The 22529-nt window shown below is 54.8% G+C and carries 22 protein-coding genes and 2 tRNA genes; all 24 read right to left on the reverse strand.

The window, feature by feature from the left end; translation table 11 throughout:
• Window positions 1-13: 13 nt before the first annotated feature.
• Window positions 14-283 carry a 30S ribosomal protein S15 gene (gene rpsO, locus CKX93_RS01600; RefSeq protein WP_076754636.1) on the reverse strand — a complete coding sequence of 90 codons (270 nt, stop codon included), beginning with the start codon at window positions 281-283 and terminating at the stop codon, window positions 14-16.
• Between the two features lie 83 nt (window positions 284-366).
• The gene (gene truB, locus CKX93_RS01605) at window positions 367-1287 is read right to left on the reverse strand and encodes a tRNA pseudouridine(55) synthase TruB (RefSeq protein WP_076754638.1); all 921 of its coding nucleotides are present in this window, start codon (window positions 1285-1287) and stop codon (window positions 367-369) included.
• On the reverse strand, window positions 1284-1649 hold the full coding sequence (gene rbfA, locus CKX93_RS01610) for a 30S ribosome-binding factor RbfA (protein ID WP_076754640.1): 366 nt from the start codon (window positions 1647-1649) through the stop codon (window positions 1284-1286). The genes truB and rbfA overlap by 4 nt, the downstream gene beginning before the upstream one ends.
• Window positions 1650-1661: 12 nt before the next feature.
• Entirely contained in the window at window positions 1662-4271 is a 2610-nt protein-coding gene (infB, locus tag CKX93_RS01615; RefSeq protein WP_076754641.1) for a translation initiation factor IF-2, read from the reverse strand.
• 73 nt (window positions 4272-4344) lie between these two features.
• Window positions 4345-5847, reverse strand: a complete 1503-nt coding sequence (nusA, locus tag CKX93_RS01620; RefSeq protein ID WP_076754643.1) for a transcription termination factor NusA — start codon at window positions 5845-5847, stop codon at window positions 4345-4347.
• A gap of 13 nt (window positions 5848-5860) precedes the next feature.
• Complete coding sequence (rimP, locus tag CKX93_RS01625; RefSeq protein ID WP_076754645.1) at window positions 5861-6337, reverse strand: ribosome maturation factor RimP; 477 nt, start codon at window positions 6335-6337, stop codon at window positions 5861-5863.
• A gap of 101 nt (window positions 6338-6438) precedes the next feature.
• Window positions 6439-6515, reverse strand: a tRNA-Met gene (locus CKX93_RS01630).
• 58 nt (window positions 6516-6573) lie between these two features.
• Window positions 6574-8016, reverse strand: coding sequence for an NADH-quinone oxidoreductase subunit NuoN (nuoN, locus tag CKX93_RS01635; RefSeq protein WP_076754647.1), 1443 nt, complete (start codon window positions 8014-8016; stop codon window positions 6574-6576).
• 18 nt (window positions 8017-8034) lie between these two features.
• The gene (locus tag CKX93_RS01640; RefSeq protein ID WP_076754648.1) at window positions 8035-9549 is read right to left on the reverse strand and encodes an NADH-quinone oxidoreductase subunit M; all 1515 of its coding nucleotides are present in this window, start codon (window positions 9547-9549) and stop codon (window positions 8035-8037) included.
• A gap of 23 nt (window positions 9550-9572) precedes the next feature.
• A complete protein-coding gene (nuoL, locus tag CKX93_RS01645; RefSeq protein WP_076754650.1) occupies window positions 9573-11567 on the reverse strand; it encodes an NADH-quinone oxidoreductase subunit L in 1995 nt (664 codons plus the stop codon).
• A 4-nt stretch (window positions 11568-11571) separates the two neighbouring features.
• The gene (nuoK, locus tag CKX93_RS01650) at window positions 11572-11877 is read right to left on the reverse strand and encodes an NADH-quinone oxidoreductase subunit NuoK (RefSeq protein WP_076754652.1); all 306 of its coding nucleotides are present in this window, start codon (window positions 11875-11877) and stop codon (window positions 11572-11574) included.
• Window positions 11874-12479 (reverse strand): NADH-quinone oxidoreductase subunit J, encoded by a 606-nt coding sequence (locus tag CKX93_RS01655; protein ID WP_076754654.1) that lies wholly within the window; start codon window positions 12477-12479, stop codon window positions 11874-11876. Before CKX93_RS01655 ends, nuoK begins: the two co-directional genes overlap by 4 nt.
• A gap of 20 nt (window positions 12480-12499) precedes the next feature.
• On the reverse strand, window positions 12500-12991 hold the full coding sequence (gene nuoI, locus CKX93_RS01660; protein ID WP_200799802.1) for an NADH-quinone oxidoreductase subunit NuoI: 492 nt from the start codon (window positions 12989-12991) through the stop codon (window positions 12500-12502).
• Between the two features lie 9 nt (window positions 12992-13000).
• A complete protein-coding gene (gene nuoH, locus CKX93_RS01665; protein WP_076754656.1) occupies window positions 13001-14065 on the reverse strand; it encodes an NADH-quinone oxidoreductase subunit NuoH in 1065 nt (354 codons plus the stop codon).
• A gap of 8 nt (window positions 14066-14073) precedes the next feature.
• Complete coding sequence (nuoG, locus tag CKX93_RS01670; protein ID WP_076754658.1) at window positions 14074-16449, reverse strand: NADH-quinone oxidoreductase subunit NuoG; 2376 nt, start codon at window positions 16447-16449, stop codon at window positions 14074-14076.
• 27 nt (window positions 16450-16476) lie between these two features.
• The gene (nuoF, locus tag CKX93_RS01675) at window positions 16477-17757 is read right to left on the reverse strand and encodes an NADH-quinone oxidoreductase subunit NuoF (RefSeq protein ID WP_076754660.1); all 1281 of its coding nucleotides are present in this window, start codon (window positions 17755-17757) and stop codon (window positions 16477-16479) included.
• A gap of 5 nt (window positions 17758-17762) precedes the next feature.
• Window positions 17763-18269 (reverse strand): NADH-quinone oxidoreductase subunit NuoE family protein, encoded by a 507-nt coding sequence (locus CKX93_RS01680; RefSeq protein ID WP_076754662.1) that lies wholly within the window; start codon window positions 18267-18269, stop codon window positions 17763-17765.
• Window positions 18269-19522 carry an NADH-quinone oxidoreductase subunit D gene (locus tag CKX93_RS01685; protein ID WP_076754664.1) on the reverse strand — a complete coding sequence of 418 codons (1254 nt, stop codon included), beginning with the start codon at window positions 19520-19522 and terminating at the stop codon, window positions 18269-18271. The genes CKX93_RS01680 and CKX93_RS01685 overlap by 1 nt, the downstream gene beginning before the upstream one ends.
• A complete protein-coding gene (locus CKX93_RS01690) occupies window positions 19515-20255 on the reverse strand; it encodes an NADH-quinone oxidoreductase subunit C (protein ID WP_076754667.1) in 741 nt (246 codons plus the stop codon). Before CKX93_RS01690 ends, CKX93_RS01685 begins: the two co-directional genes overlap by 8 nt.
• 26 nt (window positions 20256-20281) lie before the next feature.
• Entirely contained in the window at window positions 20282-20758 is a 477-nt protein-coding gene (locus CKX93_RS01695) for a NuoB/complex I 20 kDa subunit family protein (protein WP_076754669.1), read from the reverse strand.
• Window positions 20749-21105 carry an NADH-quinone oxidoreductase subunit A gene (locus tag CKX93_RS01700; protein ID WP_076754671.1) on the reverse strand — a complete coding sequence of 119 codons (357 nt, stop codon included), beginning with the start codon at window positions 21103-21105 and terminating at the stop codon, window positions 20749-20751. Before CKX93_RS01700 ends, CKX93_RS01695 begins: the two co-directional genes overlap by 10 nt.
• 159 nt (window positions 21106-21264) lie before the next feature.
• Window positions 21265-21349 (reverse strand) — tRNA-Leu (locus CKX93_RS01705).
• Window positions 21350-21372: 23 nt separating this feature from the next.
• Complete coding sequence (gene secG, locus CKX93_RS01710; RefSeq protein ID WP_076754673.1) at window positions 21373-21729, reverse strand: preprotein translocase subunit SecG; 357 nt, start codon at window positions 21727-21729, stop codon at window positions 21373-21375.
• A gap of 2 nt (window positions 21730-21731) precedes the next feature.
• Window positions 21732-22490, reverse strand: coding sequence for a triose-phosphate isomerase (gene tpiA / locus CKX93_RS01715; RefSeq protein WP_076754675.1), 759 nt, complete (start codon window positions 22488-22490; stop codon window positions 21732-21734).
• Between the last annotated feature and the right edge of the window lie 39 nt (window positions 22491-22529).

Consider the following 22529-nt stretch of genomic DNA (forward strand, 5'->3'; position numbering starts at 1 on the left):
ATTTTCCCGAGGCTTAGCGGCGCAGACCTAAGCTGGCAACCAGATCCTGGTAGCGCTGTTGATCTTTGCGCTTGAGGTAATCCAGCAGCTTGCGGCGCTGGTTAACCATCTTCAGAAGACCACGACGCGAATGGTGGTCTTTTTTGTGTTCGGAAAAATGCCCCATCAAGTGTTGAATACGGGCAGACAACAGGGCTACCTGCACCTCGGGGGAACCGGTATCAGAACCGTCACGGCGATACTTTTCGACGATTTCTGCTTTGACTTCACTGTTGAGGGACATGCGTTTGAACTCCGAATTCCAAGCAATCTTTAAATGGCCCGCGATTCTAGCATGCGAAACGCGGTGTTAATAGTCTGAATAGGCTAATGCATCACCCGCATCAGCCGTTTAGGAGCCAGCCGACCATCATCTAACTGATGGCCCACACCAAGGAACTCCTCTTTAGGTCCATAGAGGCGGATGAGACCGCTTTGTAACAGGCCTGGCACAAAAACCGCCTGCCCCTGGGTAAGGTAATGTGTACTGTCCGCATCCAGGTGCACTTCTGGCAAGTCCTGCAAGGCTAAATCCATGGGTTGTAAATACACATCGAGGGCTGCCTCACCCGCTTCCGCACACCGTTCCAACTCGGTCATGGTGCACATCAATGGCTGCTCAAAAGGCCCCAGCCCGAGCCGCCGCAGGGCGCTCACATGAGCACCGCAGCCCAAAGCCTTGCCAATATCTTCCACCAAAGTGCGAATATAGGTGCCCTTACTGCAGCGCACTTCCAGACTCAGGCTTTGATCATCAAAGCCCGTTAGTGTGAGTTCGTGAATAGTGACCTGACGCGGCTGACGTTCCACCTCCGTCCCCTGACGCGCCAGCCGATACAGTCTCTGCCCCTCATGTTTGAGCGCTGAGTACATGGGTGGCACCTGATCAATCGGTCCCCGAAACTGCGCCAATACGCGCTCAATCAACGCCTCATCTAAAGTCGGAATGGGATGACGCTCAATCACTTCACCCTCGGCATCTGCGGTGCGCGTGATCTCGCCCAAGCGACAGGTGGTTTGGTAATGTTTGTTCGCCTCCAGCAGCAGACCGCTGACCTTGGTGGCCTCGCCAAAACACAGCGGTAACAGTCCGGTGGCCAAGGGATCCAAACTGCCGGTGTGGCCGGCTTTGCGGGCGCGCAACAAATATTTCACCCGTTGCAGAGCTTGGTTGGAACTGAGGCCCCGCGGCTTATCGAGCAGAATCAGGCCGTGCACATCACGACGCTGAATTTTGGGTTTACTCATTGCGATTTCTTGTCTTCTGCCAGTGCCTGATCGATCAAAGCAGATAGACGCGCACCGCGCTCTTGGGTGTCGTCGTAGTGGAAATGTAGTTCTGGCACCATACGCAGCCGCATGCGCCGACCCAGCTCGCGCCGCAAAAAACCAGCGGCGCGGCGCAGACCCTCGACACTGGAGTCAATCACGCTTTGATCCCCCAGCACTGTGAAATATACACGTGCATGCGCCAAATCACGGCTCACATCGACGCCCGCCAGCGTCACCATGCCAACGCGCGGATCTTTGAGCTGCTCGCGTATTAACTCAGCCAATTCACGCTGAATTTGATCACCAACTCGTTGGGCTCGGGAGAATTCTCTGGCCATCCGCTCAGCCCCTTAAAGGGAACGTGCCACCTCAATGCGGTGATAAACCTCAATTTGGTCGCCGGGCTTGACGTCATTGTAGTTCTTAACCGCGATACCGCACTCGGTACCGGGTTTCACTTCATTGACGTCATCCTTAAAGCGCCGCAGTGACTCCAGCTCGCCCTCGTAGATCACCACATTGTCGCGCAATACACGAATCGGGTTGCCACGTTTGACGCTACCTTCAATCACCAAACAGCCAGCCACCGCACCGAATTGCGAGGACTTAAACACATCGCGCACTTGCGCCAGACCGATGATTTCCTCGCGCATCTCCGGTGACAACAAGCCAGAAAGCGCTTGTTTCACATCGTCAATGGCCTCGTAAATGACACTGTAGTAGCGCAGGTCGACCTCTTGATCGGCAGCTGCTTTGCGGGCACCGCTGTCGGCACGTACGTTAAAGCCAATGATGATGGCTGTGGAGGCCAATGCCAGATTGACATCTGACTCGGTGATTCCGCCCACCCCGGTAGAAATGATCTTCACCTTCACTTCATCGGTAGACAGTTTTTCCAGGGCGTCACGCAAGGCTTCTGCCGAGCCCTGCACATCGGTCTTCAACAAGATATTGACGGTGGAAGCCGCACCATCCTGCATCTGAGTGAACAGGTTTTCCAACTTAGCGGCTTGTTGCGTGGCCAGCTTGGTCTCGCGGAACTTGCCCTGCCGGAACAATGCCACTTCACGTGCCTTGCGCTCATCAGCCAGTACCATCACATCATCGCCGGCATTGGGCACACCGGACAAACCCAGCACTTCCACGGGCATAGAGGGTCCTGCAGATTTCACCGACTTGCCGGTTTCATCAAACATCGCGCGCACGCGCCCAAATTCCTGTCCACTGAGCAGCACGTCACCCCGATTCAAGGTGCCGCTTTGGACCAACACGGTCGCAACCGGACCACGGCCTTTATCCAGCTTGGATTCGATCACCACACCGCGTGCATTGCCTTCGCTTGCCGCTTTCAGTTCCATCAGCTCAGCTTGTAACTGCACAGATTCCAACAACGTTTCGATGCCTTCACCGGACATCGCTGAGACATGCACAAACTGAGTATCACCACCCCAATCTTCGGGAATGACATTGTGCTGAGACAACTCGTTTTTGACGCGATCGGCATCGGCTTCGGGCTTATCGATCTTATTGACCGCCACCACCATGGGTACTTCACCTGCTTGAGCGTGCTGCACGGCCTCAAGGGTTTGCGGCATCACGCCGTCATCGGCTGCTACCACCAGAATCACGATATCGGTCACTTTTGCACCACGCGCACGCATTGCGGTAAACGCCGCATGCCCGGGGGTATCTAGGAAAGTGATGCCGCTGTGGCCTTTGAAGGGCACGTGGTAAGCACCGATATGCTGGGTAATTCCACCGGCCTCGCCAGAGGCCACTCGGGCGCGACGGATACGATCCAACAGCGAGGTTTTGCCATGGTCAACATGACCCATCACAGTCACCACCGGGGGTCTGGACAGGAGTTCACCCTGCTCCTCTTGTTCGATGATTAGCTCTTCTTCCACCTCGGTGGCTTCCATCGGTAGAGCCACATGCCCCATCTCTTCCACCACCAGCGTGGCTGTGTCCTGATCGATGGATTGGTTAATGGTGGCCATCACGCCCAAACCCATTAATACCTTAATCACCTCAGGAGCTTTGATGGCCATTTTCTGAGCCAGCTCACCAACCGTCAGCGTCTCAGGGATTTTCACCTCGCGAACCACCGGTGCTGTGGGCCGCTCAAACCCATGTTTACTGGGCATGCTTGGGCTAGCAAAGCGCGCCATCTTACCCTTGCCACGACGGCCGCGCTTGTCACTGGCCACGTGCAACTCTTCACGACGCGAGCGTCCTGAATCCTCTTTACTGTCTTTCCCTTTTCGCCGCTTACCACGTCCCGGCTCAGCCGGGGCTGGCGGCGGAGTAAGCGCCTCAGGAACCGCTGGCGCCACCTGTTTTTGCGCGGCCTCTGCCGCCAAACGCGCGGCTTCTTCCTCAGCTTCCTGCGACTGCCGGTCTGCCTCACGACGCGCCTCTTCCTCAGCCTGCGCGATCATCATGGAGTGCACTTCAGCTTCAGCAGCTTTTTGTGCTGCTTCCAGATCCAAGCCCTCTGACTCGGCGCTAGGTTGTTCTTCCGGCGCGGCCGGTTCCACAGCCTCGGGCTGCGATGCCTCAACGGCTGGCACTTCGGGGCTGGGCTCTGGCTTCACAGGAGCGCTTGGTATTGCCTCAGCCTCCACAGCCGGCTCTTGCGCCTCACTGGCCTCTTCCGACTTCACATAAGTGCGTCGCTTTCGCACTTCAACGCTGACGGTTTTAGCGCGACCCTGAGCCCCCGAGACCTTGAGTTCGGTAGTGCTGCGGCGTTTCAACGTAATACGGCGTCCTGATGAACCCGCATTATTAGCCCCCTGCGACTTGCGCAGATGATCGAGCAATTGCAGCTTTTGCTCTTCGGTGACCATTTGATCGGCATCAGCAACAGGAATGCCTGCCTCAGCGAGTTGCTCCAGCAATCGCTCCACAGGGGTTCCTACTGTTTCTGACAACTGTCTGACTGTGACTTCTGTCATAGCTTCTTACCTCCGATCTTTTGACGCTACACGCCGCTTATGGGCCTGATCCAATGGACTGCAGGATCCTGCCCTAGCTTTCCTTGGTCTCTTCTGCAAACCATGGCGCACGCGCCTCCATAATCAAACTCGCGGCTCGCTCGGGATCCAAGGAAACCTGTTCCACCAGATCATCCACAGCCTGCTCAGCCAGATCCTCCATCGTGCAGATACCACAGGTGGCCAACTGATTGGCCAGTGCTTCATCCATACCCTGCATCGACAATAAGTCTGCGGCGGGCTTACCATCACCACCCTCTCCGGTGGCAATCGCGCGGGCCAACAGCGCGTCGCGCGCGCGGGCGCGCAGCTCTTCAACGATGTCCTCATCGAATTCCTCGATGTTCACAATCTCGGCGGCGGGCACATAAGCCACTTCATCGATACTCGAGAAACCTTCCTGAACCAAGATGACGGCGACTTCCTCATCCACATCCAGGCTATCCATGAACATTTGCTGAAGTTCCGCAGCTTCCTGCTCACTTTTCTCAACAGCCTGCTCTTGACTCATCACGTTCAGCTCCCAACCCGTGAGCTGCGAAGCTAAGCGCACATTTTGACCACCACGGCCGATGGCTTGAGAGAGTTTCTCTTCGCTTACGGCGATATCCATGCTGCGACTTTCTTCGTCGACAACGATGGAGAGCACCTCCGCGGGCGACATCGCATTAATCACGAATTGTGCCGGGTTGTCATCCCAAAGAATAATATCGATGCGCTCACCAGCCAATTCGTTAGACACCGACTGTACCCGCGAGCCCCGCATACCGACGCAAGCACCAACGGGGTCCAGACGCGGATCGTTGGAGCGCACCGCAATTTTCGCGCGCATGCCCGGATCGCGAGCCGCGGCCAAAATATCAATCAGCCCCTGCCCCACTTCCGGAACCTCAAGCTTGAATAGCTCAATCAAGAACTCAGGAGCGGTACGCGTCACAAATAACTGAGGCCCACGAGCTTCGGGCCGCACCTCACGCAGGTAGCCTCGTAAGCGGTCATTGGGGCGAACGGATTCGCGGGCAACCATTTCTTCACGGGGGATAAAAGCTTCGGCGTTATTACCCAGGTCCAGATAAACGCCACTGCGTTCAGCGCGTTTCACGGTACCCATCAACAACTGACCAATGCGCCCTTCGTATTCTTCAACCACCTTGGCACGCTCGGCTTCGCGCACTTTCTGGACAATCACTTGCTTGGCTGTTTGCGCAGCAATACGTCCAAAACCCTCGGCTTCAATGGGCTCTTCGATATAGTCGCCAATTTGAATATCGGGGTGATTCTGAATGGCGTAGCTATAGAGGATTTGTCGTTCAGGGGTCTCAAACTCGGGATCTTCATCGTCCATCACCAGCCAGCGGCGAAACGCTTCATACTCACCAGTCTCGCGGTGAATACTGACGCGCACATCCATATCGCCGCCATGTTTACGGCGCGTGGCAGAAGCCAATGCAGATTCAATGGCTTCGAAAATGACGTCTTTGGTCACGCCTTTTTCGTTGGACACCACATCCACAACCATGAGGATTTCTTTACTCATTCCACTGTCTCCATCAGGACCGCGATTTGCGGACCTCCAATTCGCCCAATAAACGTGCTCTAGCCACCGCTTGCAACGGTACCTGAATCAGCTCATCGTCCACCAATAATTCCACGACATCGGGGTCGGCTTTTTGGATGACGCCGGAAAAATTCCGTCGCCCCTCAACCGGCCACTGGGTGCGCAATTTGATTTTTTCTCCCTGATAGCGAGCATAGTGGCCCGCTTCAAACAATGGCCGATTGACACCCGGCGAAGAAACCTCCAAGCGATAAGCCACGGGTATCGGATCTTCGACATCCAAAACACCGCTCACCTGGTCGCTCACCGCCGCGCAGTCATCCAGGGTGACGCCGGCATCGGCATCAATGAACACGCGCAGCAGGGCACTGTTGCCGTGCAACTGGTATTCAAGCCCCCAAAGATCAAAGCCCATGGCTTGAATCACTGGAGCAATCAACCCTTGAATTTTTGCAGAATCTTGACGCACCTGTTATTCCAAAAAAAACCAACAAAAAAGGGCCCCCAGGGCCCTGTAAACATCCAACCGGCTAACAAAAAGGCCCCAACGGGGCCTTTTTGCAAGGTACCTGGTAGCGGGGGCAGGATTCGAACCTGCGACCTTCGGGTTATGAGCCCGACGAGCTGCCAGACTGCTCCACCCCGCAACTGAGAAGCGCGACTATACGGGGTCTGATCGCTTTTTTCAAGTCAACTTTGGGCCGATTATCGAACGGCTACCGCCAGCGACATCAAAATACCCGGGAAAATACCCAAAGCCAGCATAGCCAAGCCATTGATGGACAATACAGCACCCATATCTGCTTCGCGAACAATGGGCGCATCATCGCTTGGCTTATCAAAATACAAATATTTCACCACCCGCAGATAATAGAAAGCGCCAATCACCGACATCAGCACAGCGAATACAGCCAACCAAACCAGACCGACATCAACAACCGCTTGAAGTACGGCTAACTTGGCGTAAAAGCCCACCGTTGGTGGAATACCGGCCATGGAGAACATCAACAGCAACATGATGAATGCGAACCAAGGACTGCGCTCACCCAAGCCTTTGAAGTCCTCGATGTTATCGGCCTCAAATCCCTGACGCGACAACAATAGGATCATACCGAAGCCGCCCGCTGCCATCATGGCATAGACAATCACATAGAAAATCGCCGCAGCATACCCCGGCTCGGTACCGGCCATAATCGCCATGACGATGAAGCCCACATGAGCGATGGTCGAATAGGCGAACATCCGCTTGATATTGGTTTGCGCAATGGCCACGACGTTACCCAAGGCCAGTGACAACACCGCCAGGATGAGCAGCATCCCCTGCCAATCCGCATGCAAGGGGCCCAGCCCATCGACCAAGAGGCGCATGACAATGGCGAAGCCGGCAATTTTTGGAGCGGCGCTAATAAATAAGGTCACGGGCGTGGCGGCGCCGTGATACACGTCCGGCAACCACATGTGAAAGGGCACGGCGCCCATCTTGAAGCCCAAACCCACCACCACAAAGGCCAGCGCAAAAACCAGCGCGATATCCAACTCGCCGCCCAAAATGGCGGTACTTACCCCCAGTGCGACTTCTTGGATATCCAAACTACCGGTCACCCCGTAAACCAACGACATGCCATAGAGCAACATGCCCGAGGCGATTGAGCCGAGAACGAAATACTTCATTGCCGATTCCGACGAGACCGAAGAATCGCGGTTAAATGCGACCAGGGCATAAAGACTGAGGGATAACAGCTCCAGACCCAAATACAGGGTCAACATGCTGTGTGCGGAGATCATAATCATCATCCCCAAAATACCCAGCAAGCCGAGTACAAAGAATTCGCCTTTATAAAGATCACGCACCGACAAATAGCTGCGTGAGTAACTGAACACGGCGACCGAGATAATCAGTACTGCGCCCTTAAGCAAATCCGCCATGGGATCAGCGACAAAACTATTGGAAAAACTCAGCCTGACTTGATCCGATGCCAGCACTACCACCAATAACAAAGTACCCAGCAAGGCAAACTGCGATAGGGCATAAGTCACGCCGCGGCGTGATTGCGGTAAAAATAAATCCAACACCAAAATGCCCAGCGCCATCGCCAGCAGGAACATCTCCGGAATGATGGGGACGAAATTGGGTATCTCAAAATTCATCATGAGGTCCGCTTAGTCTCACAGCTTAGATTGGGCAATATGCTGCACCAGATTATCGACGCTGGCATCCAGGACTTCCAAAAGCGGCGCCGGGTAGACACCCAACAGCAGCACAGCAAAAGCCAGCACGCCCAGTAACCAGAACTCGCGACGATTCAAATCTTGCAGCTTGGCGACATTGTCATTCGCCACTTCTCCATAAATGACCCGTTTCACCAGCCATAAAGTGTACGCCGCCGCCAGTATCAAGGTGGTGGCCGCGAGCAGCGCGATCCAGAAATTAGCGTGGAAGCTGGCGATAATCACCATGAACTCGCCAACAAAGCCCGAAGTGCCCGGTAGCCCGGTATTGGCCATAGCAAACAATACAAAAAACGCGGCAAACCAAGGCATGGTATTCGCCACCCCGCCATAATCGGCAATCTCACGGCTGTGCATGCGGTCATACAAAACGCCCACGCACAGGAACATGGCGGCTGAAATCAAACCATGCGAGATCATTTGCACCATGCCTCCGCTGATCCCTAGCGCTGCGCCCTGCCATTGCCCGGTGTTGGTGAATACCATAAAGGCAATGAAAAAGCCTAAGGTGACAAAACCCATATGGGCGATAGATGAATAGGCAATCAGCTTTTTCATATCTTTTTGCATCAACGCCACCAGCCCCACATACACCACAGCGATCAGTGACAGGGTGATCATCATCCAGTCCAGCGCCTGAGCCGCATCGGGCGCAATCGGCAGTGAAAAGCGCAAAAAGCCATAGCCGCCAATCTTCAGCATGATCGCCGCCAGAATCACCGATCCTCCGGTGGGCGCCTCGACATGCGCATCCGGCAACCACGTATGGACGGGGAACATGGGGATTTTTACTGCGAAAGCCATGAACATCGCCAAGAAAATCAATATCTGCGCCGTCATGCCAATGGGCAGGGTATGGAAGTCGAGGATGGCGAAGCTGCCCGTTTGCAGGAACAGATAAATCAGTGCGATCAGCAGGAACACCGAACCAAAAAAGGTGTAGAGAAAAAACTTCAGCGTTGCATAAACCCGGTTAGGCCCGCCCCAGATACCAATTACCAAGAACATGGGAATGAGCATCGCCTCGAAAAAAACGTAAAACAAAATGGCATCCAGCGCGGCGAACACCCCGTTCATCAGCCCCTCAAGAATCAAGAAGGCCGCCATATATTGGGCAACACGATGCTGAATCACTTCCCAGGCGGCGATGATCACCAACACCGAGGTGAATGTCGTCAACAAAATCAAGGGCATAGAGATGCCATCCACCCCGAGGTGGTAATTGATATTCAAGGCGCTAATCCACGGCAGAAACTCTTGGAACTGCATGGCCGCCGTGCCACGCTCAAAACCGGTGAACAAAGGAATACTGAACAGGAAGGTGAGCACGGCTGCGCCCAAAGCCAAGCGCCGGGCGATTTCCGGCATGCGGTCCCCGATAAACAGCACCAGCAGACCACCAACAATGGGGGTCCAAACTACCAGGGACAGCAATGGCCAATCAGAAAACATCAGTGATTCCTGTTACCCGTTCACTAACGAACAAAATAAACAATCAATACCAGCAGCCCCACAATCATGGTGAAGGCATAGTGGTAGAGATAACCGGTTTGAGAAAAACGCAGGCGACTGGAAATCCAGCCCACACTGCGGGCAGTGCCGTTCACTAAGATCCGATCAATGATCAGAGTATCGCCAAACCGCCATAACCAATTGCCAAGACGGCGACTACCGGCGGCGAACACGCGGTCATTGAACTCATCAAAGCCGTAGCTGCGCAGCATCGCTTGATACACGCGCGGGAACTTGTTGCGCACTTGGTCTGCCAGTTCCGGGCGTTGCATAAACACGTACCAAGCCGTAGCAACACCGGCAAGCGCCAACCAGAATGGCGGCATCATCATGCCATGCACAATAAAGCCCCAAATGCCGTCATAACTGGCGCCCAAACGAGCCAGCACATCACGGCTTTCGTCGACGTACAAAACGCCATCAAAGAAATCACCAAACAGCAGCGGACCAACAAAATAACCAGCCAGAACAGAGGGGATAGCCAACAGAATCAGTGGCACCGTGACCACCCACGGTGACTCTTTAGGATCACCACCAGCCTCATGATGCGATTCATCTTCATGGCCATGACCATGGCCGTGGTGTTCTACATGTCGGAAGTTCTCGGGACCGTGAAACACCATAAAGAACATGCGAAAGCTATACAGCGCGGTCACAAACACCCCGGCGAGAATCAGGATATAGGCCATACCGGCTCCAGGCGTCGTGGAGTAAGCGACCGCTTCGATAATGCCGTCTTTGGAAAAGAAACCGGAAAAACCGGGAATACCAATCAGCGCGAGCGAACCGATTAATGCCGTGGCATAGGTAATGGGCATGTACTTACGCAGCCCGCCCATCTGACGAATATCTTGATTGTGGTGCATAGCCATGATCACCGAACCCGCGGCCAAGAACAGTAAGGCTTTGAAGAACGCGTGCGTCATCAGATGGAACAGCCCCGCGGCATATGCCGAGGCACCCAACGCCACCGTCATATAACCCAACTGTGACAAAGTGGAGTAGGCGACCACGCGCTTGATATCGTTTTGCACCAAGCCCAAGAGCCCCATGAAAAAGGCGGTGATTGCGCCGATCACCAGAATAAAGCTCAGCGCCACCGTCGAGAACTCATACAACGGCGACATGCGTGCCACCATAAAAATCCCAGCTGTCACCATGGTCGCGGCATGGATTAATGCCGAAATTGGGGTCGGACCCTCCATAGAATCGGGCAACCAAACGTGCAAAGGCACTTGCGCGGACTTGGCCATGGCGCCGATGAACAAGAGGATGCAGGCTACGGTTAGCAGTGACCACTCCATACCCGGCAAGATGCTAATGGTTGCGCTCGACATGGTTTCGGCGCTGGCGAATACGTCCATGTAGTCGAGGCTGGCGGCATGGAAGACGATGGCGCCAATCCCCAAAACAAAGGCAAAGTCACCGATGCGGTTGACGATAAAGGCCTTCATATTGGCGTAAATCGCCGTGGGCCGTTTGTACCAAAAGCCGATCAGGAGGTAGGACACCAGACCCACCGCTTCCCAGCCGAAGAACAATTGCAGGAAGTTATTGGCCATCACCAAGGTGAGCATGGCGAAGGTGAACAGTGAGATCAGCGCAAAGAAGCGCTGATAACCGGGATCATCGCGCATATAGCCAATGGTGTAGATGTGCACCATCAGGGACACAAAGGTCACCACCAGCATCATCATCGCCGTGAGGTTATCCACCAAAAAGCCGATCTCAAAGCGAATCCCGTCGCTGACCAACCAGGTGTAAACGGTTTCGTTATAGACCTCAGCGCCGCGTATCGCGTGCTCCCAGAAAACAATCACCGATAAGAGAAAGGAGATCGTCACCCCGGTAATGGTGACGATATGAGCGCCCTCGCGACCCACCGCTTTACCGAACAAGCCAGCAACAATCGCACCCAACAGCGGCGCCAGGACAATCACGATGTAAAAGCCGTCCATATCCCTAGCCCCTCATCTCATCCAGATCACGGACGTTGATGGTTTGTCGGTTACGGAATACCAGCACCAAAATCGCCAAGCCGATCGCAGCCTCCGCCGCCGCCACCGTGAGGATAAAGAACACAAATATTTGCCCGGTGAGATCACCGAGGAAATAAGAGAAGGCAATGAAGTTGAGGTTGACGGACAGCAGCATCAACTCAATACACATCAACAGGATGATGAGATTTTTCCGATTGAGAAAAATCCCGGTCACACTCAGGGCAAACAAGATGGCACTGAGTACCAGATAATGGGCCAAGGTAATCATGAGCGATCCTGCTTTTTCTCAGCCTGCATTTTTACCAGACGCACTCGGTCCTCTCGCCGCACCTTGACCTGCTCACTAGGATCCACATATTTCGTGTCAGGCCGACGCCGCAGAGTCAGCACAATGGCGGCGATAATAGCCACCAGCAGAATCACGGCAGCTACCTCAAAGGCCAACACATATTCGGTGTACAACAGCTCACCCAAGGCTCTGGTGTTGCTGTAATCCGCTGCCGCCCGCTCGGGAGATGCGACTTGGAAAGCCGAGGAGCCGACAACTTTGGCCATAACCAGCATCATCCCCACCGCCACCACCAATCCGATGGGCAGCAAGGTGACAAATCCCTCGCGCAAACGCGAGATATTGATGTCCAGCATCATCACCACAAACAAAAACAACACCATCACCGCGCCGACATAGACCAGCACCAGCAAAATACCTAAAAATTCGGCCTCCAGCATGATCCAGTGCGCTGCCATCGCGACAAAAGCCACCACCAGGAATAGGGCAGCATGCACGGGATTGCGCAGCGTGATCACAGCCACCGCCGCGGTCACCAGCACCGCCGAAAAGAAATAAAACAAAACCCCCTCAAAGCCCATTTTTATTCTTGCCTCACCTTCTAGCGGTAGGGTGCATCGGCAGCACGATCTGCGGCGATTTGCGCTTCGTACTCATCACCGATGGCCAGCAGTTTTTGTTTGGTCATTATCTGCTCACCCCGATTTTCAAAATGATAATGCTGGATATGGGTCTCAACGATAGAGTCCACAGGACAGGCTTCCTCACAAAAGCCACAAAAAATACACTTAAACAGGTCAATGTCATAACGCGTGGTGCGCCGCGTACCATCAGCACGCTGTTCCGATTCGATGGTAATGGCCAGCGCTGGACACACCGCTTCGCACAGCTTACAAGCGATACAGCGTTCCTCCCCATTGGGGTAACGGCGCAGGGCATGCAAGCCACGAAAACGCGGCGAGATGGGCGTGTTTTCATCGGGATACTGAATAGTAATCTTGCGCGCGAAGAAATACTTGCCCGTCAACCTCATGCCCAGCAATAGCTCATAGAGCAAAAAGGTCTTAAAAAATTGGCGAAACATCTGAGTCATAAGCGTCCCCTATGCAAACCAGGGCCCAATATTGAAGGCAACCATCACACCCTCAACAAACAGCCAGACAATGGTGATAGGGATCAGCACCTTCCAACCCAGTCGCATGATGTGGTCATAGCGATAACGTGGGAATGTGGCGCGAAACCAAAGGAAACAGAATAAGAAGAACACGGTCTTGATCAAAAACCAGTGGATACCACTGTCGAGGAAAGCACCCAACAGAGGGATATCAAACATGGCCTGCGGCAAAATACCTTGGAAAGGGGACAACCAACCGCCCAGGAACAGCAACGCCGTCAAAGCCGAGATCAAAATCATGTTGGCGTATTCCGCCAAGAAAAACACGGCGAAGGCCATACCCGAGTATTCAACATGGAAGCCAGCAACAATTTCCGACTCGCCTTCGGCCACGTCAAAGGGTGCGCGATTGGTCTCAGCCAGCCCAGAGATGAAATACACCAAGAACAAGGGGAACAGCGGCAACAAGAACCAGTGATACACACTGCCTTCTTGGGCGGCGACAATTTGCCCCAGATTAAGGCTGCCTGAAGCCATAATCACGCCCACCAAGGCAAAGCCCATAGCGATTTCATACGAAATGATTTGCGCAGCGGAACGCATCGAACCCAGCAAAGCATAGCGGCTATTGGAGGCCCAACCGGCAATGATAATGCCGTAGACGCCCATGGAGGTGACAGCCAGCAGATACAGAAGACCAGCGTTGATATCCGCCAGCACCATGCCGTCATCAAATGGCACCACAGCCCAAGCAGCCAAGGCTGGAGCGATCGCCAAAACCGGAGCAATCAAGAATAAGTAGCGATTGGCATTGGTGGGGATGGTAACTTCTTTGAGTAACAGCTTCAGACCATCAGCAATCGGCTGCAATAAACCGCGGGGACCGACTCGATTCGGGCCGATGCGCACCTGCATATAGCCAATGACCTTTCGCTCAGCCAAGGTCGTATAAGCCACGGCCAACATCAAAGGACCGACGATCAGGGTTATCTTGGTCATGATTTGCATGATCAAGGGCAGGCCGTCCCAAAATGCCAGAAGACTTTCTTGCATGTCGCCCCCTAGACCTTGCTCACCGTCAGCGGACCACACAGCCCACCCAACGCAGCAGTTTGTCTGATACCCACCGGTACCCAAATACAGCCAAGCGCCATCCCGGGGTCAAGACTCACCGGTAGTTGCACGCTCTGACCGTCACGTTCCAGCTGAACCGTCTGCCCTGCTTCTAGGCCCAAGGGTTTAGCATCATCCGGGTGCATTCGCAGCGACCGATTGCCGACCGTCTCTTCGGTATGCTGCAAAGGTCCAGCGCGGCGCAGCAAGCCATCCACGGCATACATACCCACCGCCGACACCTGCTGAAGACCCGCATGGGAATCAATCTCGCGCGGCTGCACCGCATCAAAATTCAACGCATTATCGAAGCCATCAATGCCAGCAGCAGCCAACTCTGCTTTGATTGTATCGCGCACTTGTTCGACCGAGACCTGCTCAAAGTCCTTAAGGCCGCTCATATTGCCCAGTACGCGGAACACCTTCCAGCCTGGACGCGCTTCACCGGGTGGCGGCACAGCGCCTTTCACCGACTGCCAACGCCCCTCTAAATTCACATAAGTGCCACCGGTTTCCGCGAAACTGGCGATGGGCAGCAACACATCGGCCACAGCTTTGAGCTCATCATCAGCAAAGGTACTCGCAGCAACCACGAATGCGTCTTTAAGAGCAGCGACAGCCGCAGGTGCATTGGCATAATCCAGATGCGGCTCCACGTTGAACAGAAAACAGGCTTGCAGCCCCGGTCGCAGCCATTGATCGGGTGTGCTGCCTGGCTTTTTGTTCTCGACTCCCGCAGCAAAGCGATGCGGGATGGCGCCAGCCAACCAAGCACCCGCTGCATTGCCGCCTTCGGGCAAATACCCCAGCTGTGCCCCGGTGAGTTCCGCCAGCAGCGCTGCCAAAGCCCGCAATTCCGCAAAATGCGCTTGGGTATGGGCCTGTACGCCCAAGAAAATATGCGCAGGAGTCTGTTTCTTGAGATGCGCCACCCAGGCTTTGGCTTCGGCGTCCGCCTTGGCGTCTGTCAACAGACCGGCAAGCTGCTCTGGGGCTTTTTTGCGACCCAAAGCAGCCTTCACCAATGACGCCAGACGCTGCAGCATGCCCTGAGGCGTATTCAAACTCTGGCCCGCCAGCGGGAAATGGAAGTCATAATCGCGCACATCCAAACTCATCACCACCGCGCCTGCCAATGCGGCTTTGCGCAACCGGTGTGCCAGCATAGGCTGATCCTTACGGATATTCGAACCGATCAACAGACAGCTGCCGGCGCGCTCCACCGATTCAATACTGGCACCCAGCCAAGGGAACAGCGGTGCCAGATGTTGATCCGAAAAATCCGTTTGCCGCAGGCGATGATCGATTTGCTGGATGCCCAAACCACGCAGCCAAGACTGTGCCAGATAAAACTCCTCCAGTGTCGAACTGGGTGAGAGCAGCGCGCCCACCTGCTCGGGCGCACAGCCGCGAAGGCGTTCCACCACACGCGTCAAGGCGGTTTGCCAATCAGTCTCCAGCCACTGACCATTGTCGCGAATCATGGGTCGAGTCAGACGGTCCGCCGCGCCCAAAGCGGTGTAACTGAAACGATCTCGGTCGGCAATCCAAGTCTCATTAACGGCTTCATTGTGGCGCGGCACGACACGCATAATGTTCTTGTTATAACTGTGCAGGAAGATATTGGCACCCACACCATCGTGCGGTGCCACGGTGGCATGCTGCATCAACTCCCAAGAGCGGTAGGTGAAACGCGACGGCTTAGCGGTTAGAGCGCCCACCGGGCACAAGTCGATGACATTACCCGATAGCTCTGATACCACGGATTTGGCAATAAAAGTACCAATTTCCATATTCTCGCCGCGGCCGGTGGCGCCCAGCTCGCGCATACCGGCAACCTCCTCGCCAAAGCGCACACAACGCGTGCAGTGGATGCAACGGGTCATCTCAGTGGAGATTAAAGGACCAATGTCTTTATCCTTGACCACCCGCTTGGCTTCGCTATAGCGCGAGACATCCTCGCCATAGCCCATGGCAACATCCTGCAGTTCACATTCCCCGCCCTGATCACAAATCGGGCAATCCAGCGGGTGGTTAATGAGCAGAAATTCCATGGTTGCTTTCTGCCCAGATACAGCTTTGGGCGATTGCGTATAGACTTTCATGCCCTCAGCCACCGGCAAAGCACAAGCCGGCATAGGCTTAGGCGCATTCTCGACTTCCACCAAACACATGCGGCAATTCGCCGCCACACTCAGCTTGTCGTGATAACAAAAGCGCGGGATACGAATGCCGGCCGCGTCAGTGGCACGGATCAACATGCTACCCCGCGGCGCTTGCAGCGGAATTCCATTGACCTCGAAGCTGACCAGATCTTCACTCATTGCATCATTCCCAGCCCATCACCCGACTCATGCCGCAGCCGCCACGGCGCTGCGACCATGCTCAATGTAATATTGAAACTCATGCCGAAAATGCTTCACGAAACTGCGCACGGGCATCGCCGCTGCATCACCTAAAGCGCAAATAGTACGGCCCTCGATTTTGGCAGCCACTTCGTCGAGTCGCTCCAAATCCTCGGGACGACCGCGACCTTCGACAATACGGGTTAACACCCGATACAACCAACCCGTACCTTCCCGACAAGGCGTGCATTGGCCACAAGACTCGGCGAAATAAAAACGCGAAATGCGCTGCAAAGCTTTCACCATATCCGTGGTCTCGTCCATGACGATGACCGCGCCGGAGCCCAGCATCGAACCGCCTTTGGAGATGCTGTCGTAGTCCATATTCAGGCCCAACATGACATCACCAGGCACGACCGGGACGGATGACCCACCGGGAATGACGGCTTTGAGTTCACGCCCTTGCCAGACGCCGCCAGCCATGGCCAGCAAATCTTTAAATGGGGTACCCAAAGGCACCTCAAAATTGCCGGGCCGCTCGACATGACCAGAGACCGAGAACAATTTTTCGCCGCCTGAGCCCTGTACCCCAAGATCAGCAAACCACTGACCGCCCTGACGCAAAATCACTGGCACAGAAGCGAGGGTCTCGGTGTTATTGATGGTTGTTGGCCGACCGTAAAGCCCAAAACTCGCAGGAAACGGCGGCTTGAAACGCGGCTGCCCTTTCTTGCCTTCCAAGGACTCCAGCAGCGCCGTCTCTTCACCGCAAATGTAAGCACCGGCCCCCAAAGTGGGATGCAAGTCAAAATCCACCCCAGAACCGAGAATGTCTTTGCCCAGCCAACCCTTGTCGTAGGCCTCACACACTGCCTGACAAAAGCGCTGATAGGGCTCGTCCATGAACTCGCCGCGCATATAGTTGTAGCCCACAGTGGCGCCCATAGAATAGGCGGCAATGGCCATTCCCTCCACCAATGCGTGGGGGTTAAAGCGAAGAATATCGCGGTCCTTGCAGGTCCCAGGCTCGGATTCATCCGAATTGCACACTAGGTATTTTTGCCCTGGGGCATTGCGCGGCATAAAACTCCATTTCACTCCGGCCGGGAAACCTGCACCGCCGCGGCCACGCAGATTCGCGGTTTTCACCTCTTGAATCACGTCCTCAGGCGCCACCTTGTCTTTCAGAATGCGCTCCCATGCCTGATAGCCACCCACTTTCAGATAGCTCTCAAGAGTCCAGGGCTGATCGAATTCACGCGTGAGGAAACAGATCTGGTTGCTCATCTCAGCTACTCCAGTTCATCGAGAATCTCGTCCACCTTTTCGGGCGTGAGATGCTCATAGTAAACGTGATTGACCTGCATCATCGGCGCACCACAACAGGCCGCGAGACACTCCTCTTCCTTTTTTAAGTAGAACTTGCCGTCGGCCGTGGATTCGCCAACGCTGATGCCAAGCTTCTTCTCCACATACTCAAGAATGCTGTCACCACCGCGCAACATGCATGAGATGTTATCGCACACAGCAATCGTATGCCGCCCCACTGGCTTGAGCTCGAACATCGAATAAAAGCTACCCACTTCATAAACCGCAATCTCCGGCATGCCGATGTAGTCAGCCACGGCATCCATCATTTCGGTACTCAGATAACCCTCTTCATGCTGCACCGCGCTGAGTGCACCGAGTACAGCGGACTGGCGCTGATCATCGGGATAACGTGACAGCCAGTCATCAATCTCAGCACGCACGTGAGCGCTGAGCCGATCTGCTTTACGTTGGCCGGTTTGCTGCACCATCAGCGATCAATCTCCCCGAAAACAATATCTAGGCTACCGATGAGGGTGACAACATCGGCGAGCATGTGGCCGCGTGACATTTCATCCAACGCCGACAAATGCACGTAGCCCGGCGGACGAACCTTGACCCGGTAGGGCTTATTCGCGCCATCGGAAATCAAATACACCCCGAACTCACCCTTGGGATGCTCAACCGCGGCATAGGCCTCGCCCTCAGGCACACAATAGCCTTCGGTAAACAGTTTGAAATGATGAATCAAAGCTTCCATGTCGGCCTTCATCTCTTCACGCAAAGGGGGCATCACTTTGTAATCGCTAACGTGCACCGGACCAGGATTGGCACGCAACCACTCGATACACTGGCGAATGATGCGGTTGGACTGACGCATCTCCTCGATACGCACCAAATACCGATCATAGCTATCACCGTTGGTACCCACCGGAATATCAAAATCCAACCGATCATAGACTTCGTAGGGCTGCTTCTTGCGCAAATCCCACGCGATGCCCGAGCCGCGCAGCATGGGGCCGGTAAAGCCCAGTTGCATCGCCCGCTCCGGACCAACTACGCCGATACCCACGGTGCGTTGCCGCCAGATTCGGTTCTCGGTCAGCAAAGTTTCATATTCATCAACACGACCGGGGAAGCGATCCGTGAAGGCTTCGATGAAGTCTAGCAGCGAACCCTGACGATCTTCATTGAGGCGCGCTACTTCGGCCTCATTCTTCCACCGAGAGGGCTGGTACTGGGGCATTTTCTCCGGCAGATCACGATGCACGCCGCCGGGGCGATAGTAACTGGCATGCATGCGCGCGCCACTGACCGCCTCATAGCAATCGACCAAATCCTCACGCTCACGGAAGCAGTAGAGGAACATGGTCATCGCGCCGACATCTAAAGCGTGCGTACCCAGCCACAGCAAATGATTCAAAATGCGCGTGATTTCGTCATACATCACGCGGATGTACTGCGCCCGCAGCGGCACTTCCAGCTGCAACAAGCGTTCGATTGCCATCACATAACCGTGCTCATTACACATCATTGACATGTAATCGAGGCGGTCCATGTAACCAATGCTTTGGTTATATGGCTTACTCTCGGCGAGCTTTTCTGTGGCGCGGTGCAACAGGCCAATATGCGGATCGGCGCGTTCCACGGTCTCACCGTCTAGCTCCAAGACCAAGCGCAAAACCCCATGCGCTGCGGGATGTTGCGGACCGAAATTCAGCGTGTAATTACGGATCTCAGGCACGATCTGACGCTCCCTTGGTCAGCGCCTCGGCCGGCACATCACCCAAATAGCGATGATCCTCGCGAATAACTCGGGGCACGAGAACGCGCGGCTCTATGGTCACCGGCTGATAGATGACGCGCTGCTGCTCATCGTCGTAGCGCATTTCCACATGACCGATCAGCGGGAAATCTTTGCGAAAGGGATGGCCAACAAAACCGTAATCCGTGAGAATGCGGCGCAAATCCGGGTGGCCCTCAAAAATAATGCCGTACAGGTCGAAAGCCTCGCGTTCAAACCAGCTGGCCGAACTCCAAATATCGACTAGGGATGGCATGCTCGGCATGTCGTCGTCCACACAGAAACTGCGCAGCCGCAAGCGTTGATTGTGCGCGATCGATAGCAAGTGGCAGACCATGGCAAAGCGAGATCCCTCCCAGCTTTTTGCCGCGTCCATATCGTCATAACTGAAGCGTCCGAAAGTACTAGGCTCAACACCGCGGCCAAAGCCTTCACCGGTGGTCGACTCCGTAGCCCACTCATCTGCCCCATAGGCCATGTAGTCGACGCCGCACAAATCGATGAGCATTTCAAAGCCCAACTCGGGGTCATCGCGTAGCTGGGTGGCCACAGCCAACAAATCATCGGCAGCGACCTCGATCGTCAGCTCTCCCACAGAGCGCTTCAGGCTTTTTAACTGTTCCCCCAGCTTGGTTTGCAAGCAGGCAGCCAAATTGTCGAGAGCGTCACTCATGCTGTCTATCCAGAACCTTTTTGGAGTTAGCGGGCGATGGTGTTGGTACGACGAATTTTATTCTGTAACTGCAAAATCCCATACAGCAAAGCTTCTGCGGTTGGCGGACAGCCCGGCACATAAATATCCACGGGCACGATGCGATCACAGCCACGCACCACCGCGTAGGAATAGTGGTAATACCCGCCACCATTAGCGCAGGAGCCCATAGAAATCACCCAGCGCGGCTCGGGCATCTGGTCATAGACCTTGCGTAATGCGGGTGCCATCTTGTTCACCAAGGTACCCGCCACAATCATCACATCGGATTGTCGCGGGCTGGGGCGGAACATCACCCCCAAGCGATCCTGATCGTAGCGAGAGGCGCCCACATGCATCATCTCAATGGCACAGCAGGCCAGACCAAAGGTCATTGGCCACAATGACCCTGTGCGCGCCCAATTAATGAGCTTATCCGCTGAGGTGGTAACAAAGCCTTTTTCCAGAACGCCTTCTATTCCCATTCCAGAGCACCTTTCTTCCATTCATAGATGAAGCCAATGACAAGAATGCCGAGAAACAGCGCCATGGACAACAGGCCAAAAAGACCAATGCTGTCTAAAGCGACCGCCCAGGGAAACAGGAAAGCAATTTCCAGGTCGAAAATAATGAACAGGATGGCGACTAGATAAAAGCGTATATCGAACTTGATGCGTGAATCTTCAAAGGCCTCGAAGCCGCACTCATAAGCGGAGCCTTTTTCGGCATTTGGCTTATGTGGAGCCACCAACATGCCCAAAGCGAGTGGGATCGCCCCGACCAAGGCGCCGACCACCAGGAAAACCAGCACAGGCAAATAGCCTTCAAGCATCACTACTCCTCCTAAGCTAGCCTTTTCCGGCAGAGAATGATGATCCTGCATGCAGCGGGTCGGCCCCGCTGGGATTCTTATTATTGTTCGTCTATAAGCAAATTTTAATGCAGATCAGACGAGTCCGAGTCTAGGTCAGGGCCTTTCAGACTGTCAAGTTGGTGCAGATGGTCGGACTCGAACCGACACGGCTTGCGCCACCGCCCCCTCAAGACGGCGTGTCTACCAATTCCACCACATCTGCTACGCGGTCAAACAATCGCCCCCTTAGTTGGGAACGTCGCCGGCTCCTTGCGAGCCGGGGGGCACATCACTTTCAGGCACTTCAAACACTTCTTCAATCATCACCGGCGCCGTATCAATTAGATCCACGACGCTGGGCGCTTCCGGTCGGTTGGCCACCAAAAAAGCCAAAGCCAAGCTATTCAAGAAAAATCCAGTCGCAGTTAGCGCGGTTGCCCGACTCAAGGCGTTGCCAGAGCCCCTTGCCCCAAACACGGTGGCTGAGGCGCCACTGCCAAAGGCAGCACCCGCATCCGCACCTTTGCCATGCTGCAATAAAATCAGGGTGACCAGACCGATGGCCAACAGCACCTGTACACCCAATAAAATACTGTAGAGCATGTTTAACCTGCTTGCTGCGCCGCACGGCAAATCGCAAGAAAATCAGCGGCCTTAAGAGAAGCACCACCAATCAACCCACCATCAATATCGGCCTGCTGAAAGAGTTCGGCGGCATTATCAGGCTTGACGCTGCCGCCGTAAAGAATTTGTATCTGTGCGGCAATCTTGGCGTCATGCTTTGCCAGACGCTGACGAATATGGGCGTGCACCGCTTGGGCTTGCTCGGGACTCGCCGTACGGCCGGTACCAATGGCCCAAACCGGTTCGTACGCAATCACTGCTTGCGCAAAAGCACTGATGTCACTGCGCTCTAAAACCGCATCGAGTTGTTGGCTAATCACCGCTTCGGTGACCCCGCTCTCGCGCTGCTCCAAGGATTCGCCGACACACAGAATCGGCTTGAGTCCGGCATCCAGCGCACGCGCAAACTTCACCGCAACGCAATCATCATCTTCACCATACAACGTGCGGCGCTCAGAGTGACCGACAATCACATAAGCACAACCCAATTCCTTGAGCATCTCACCAGAGACTTCCCCGGTGAAGGCGCCGCTGACTTCAGTGGCCAGATTTTGCGCACCCAAGGCGATCTTATCACCCGAACATTGGCTTACCTGTGGCACATAAACAAAGGGCGGGCACACAGATACGTCCACCCGGTCTAGCGCAGCAACGCCATCCACCAGTTCTTGCATCAAGACGGCATTCGCCTTGAGACCGCCGTGCATTTTCCAGTTTCCCGCCACCAACGCCTGGCGCATTAGATCGCTCCACCAAAACAAGCTAAGACAAAGCGCGCC

The sequence above is a fragment of the Ectothiorhodosinus mongolicus genome (assembly GCF_022406875.1).
GTDB classification, from domain to species: domain Bacteria; phylum Pseudomonadota; class Gammaproteobacteria; order Ectothiorhodospirales; family Ectothiorhodospiraceae; genus Ectothiorhodospira; species Ectothiorhodospira mongolica.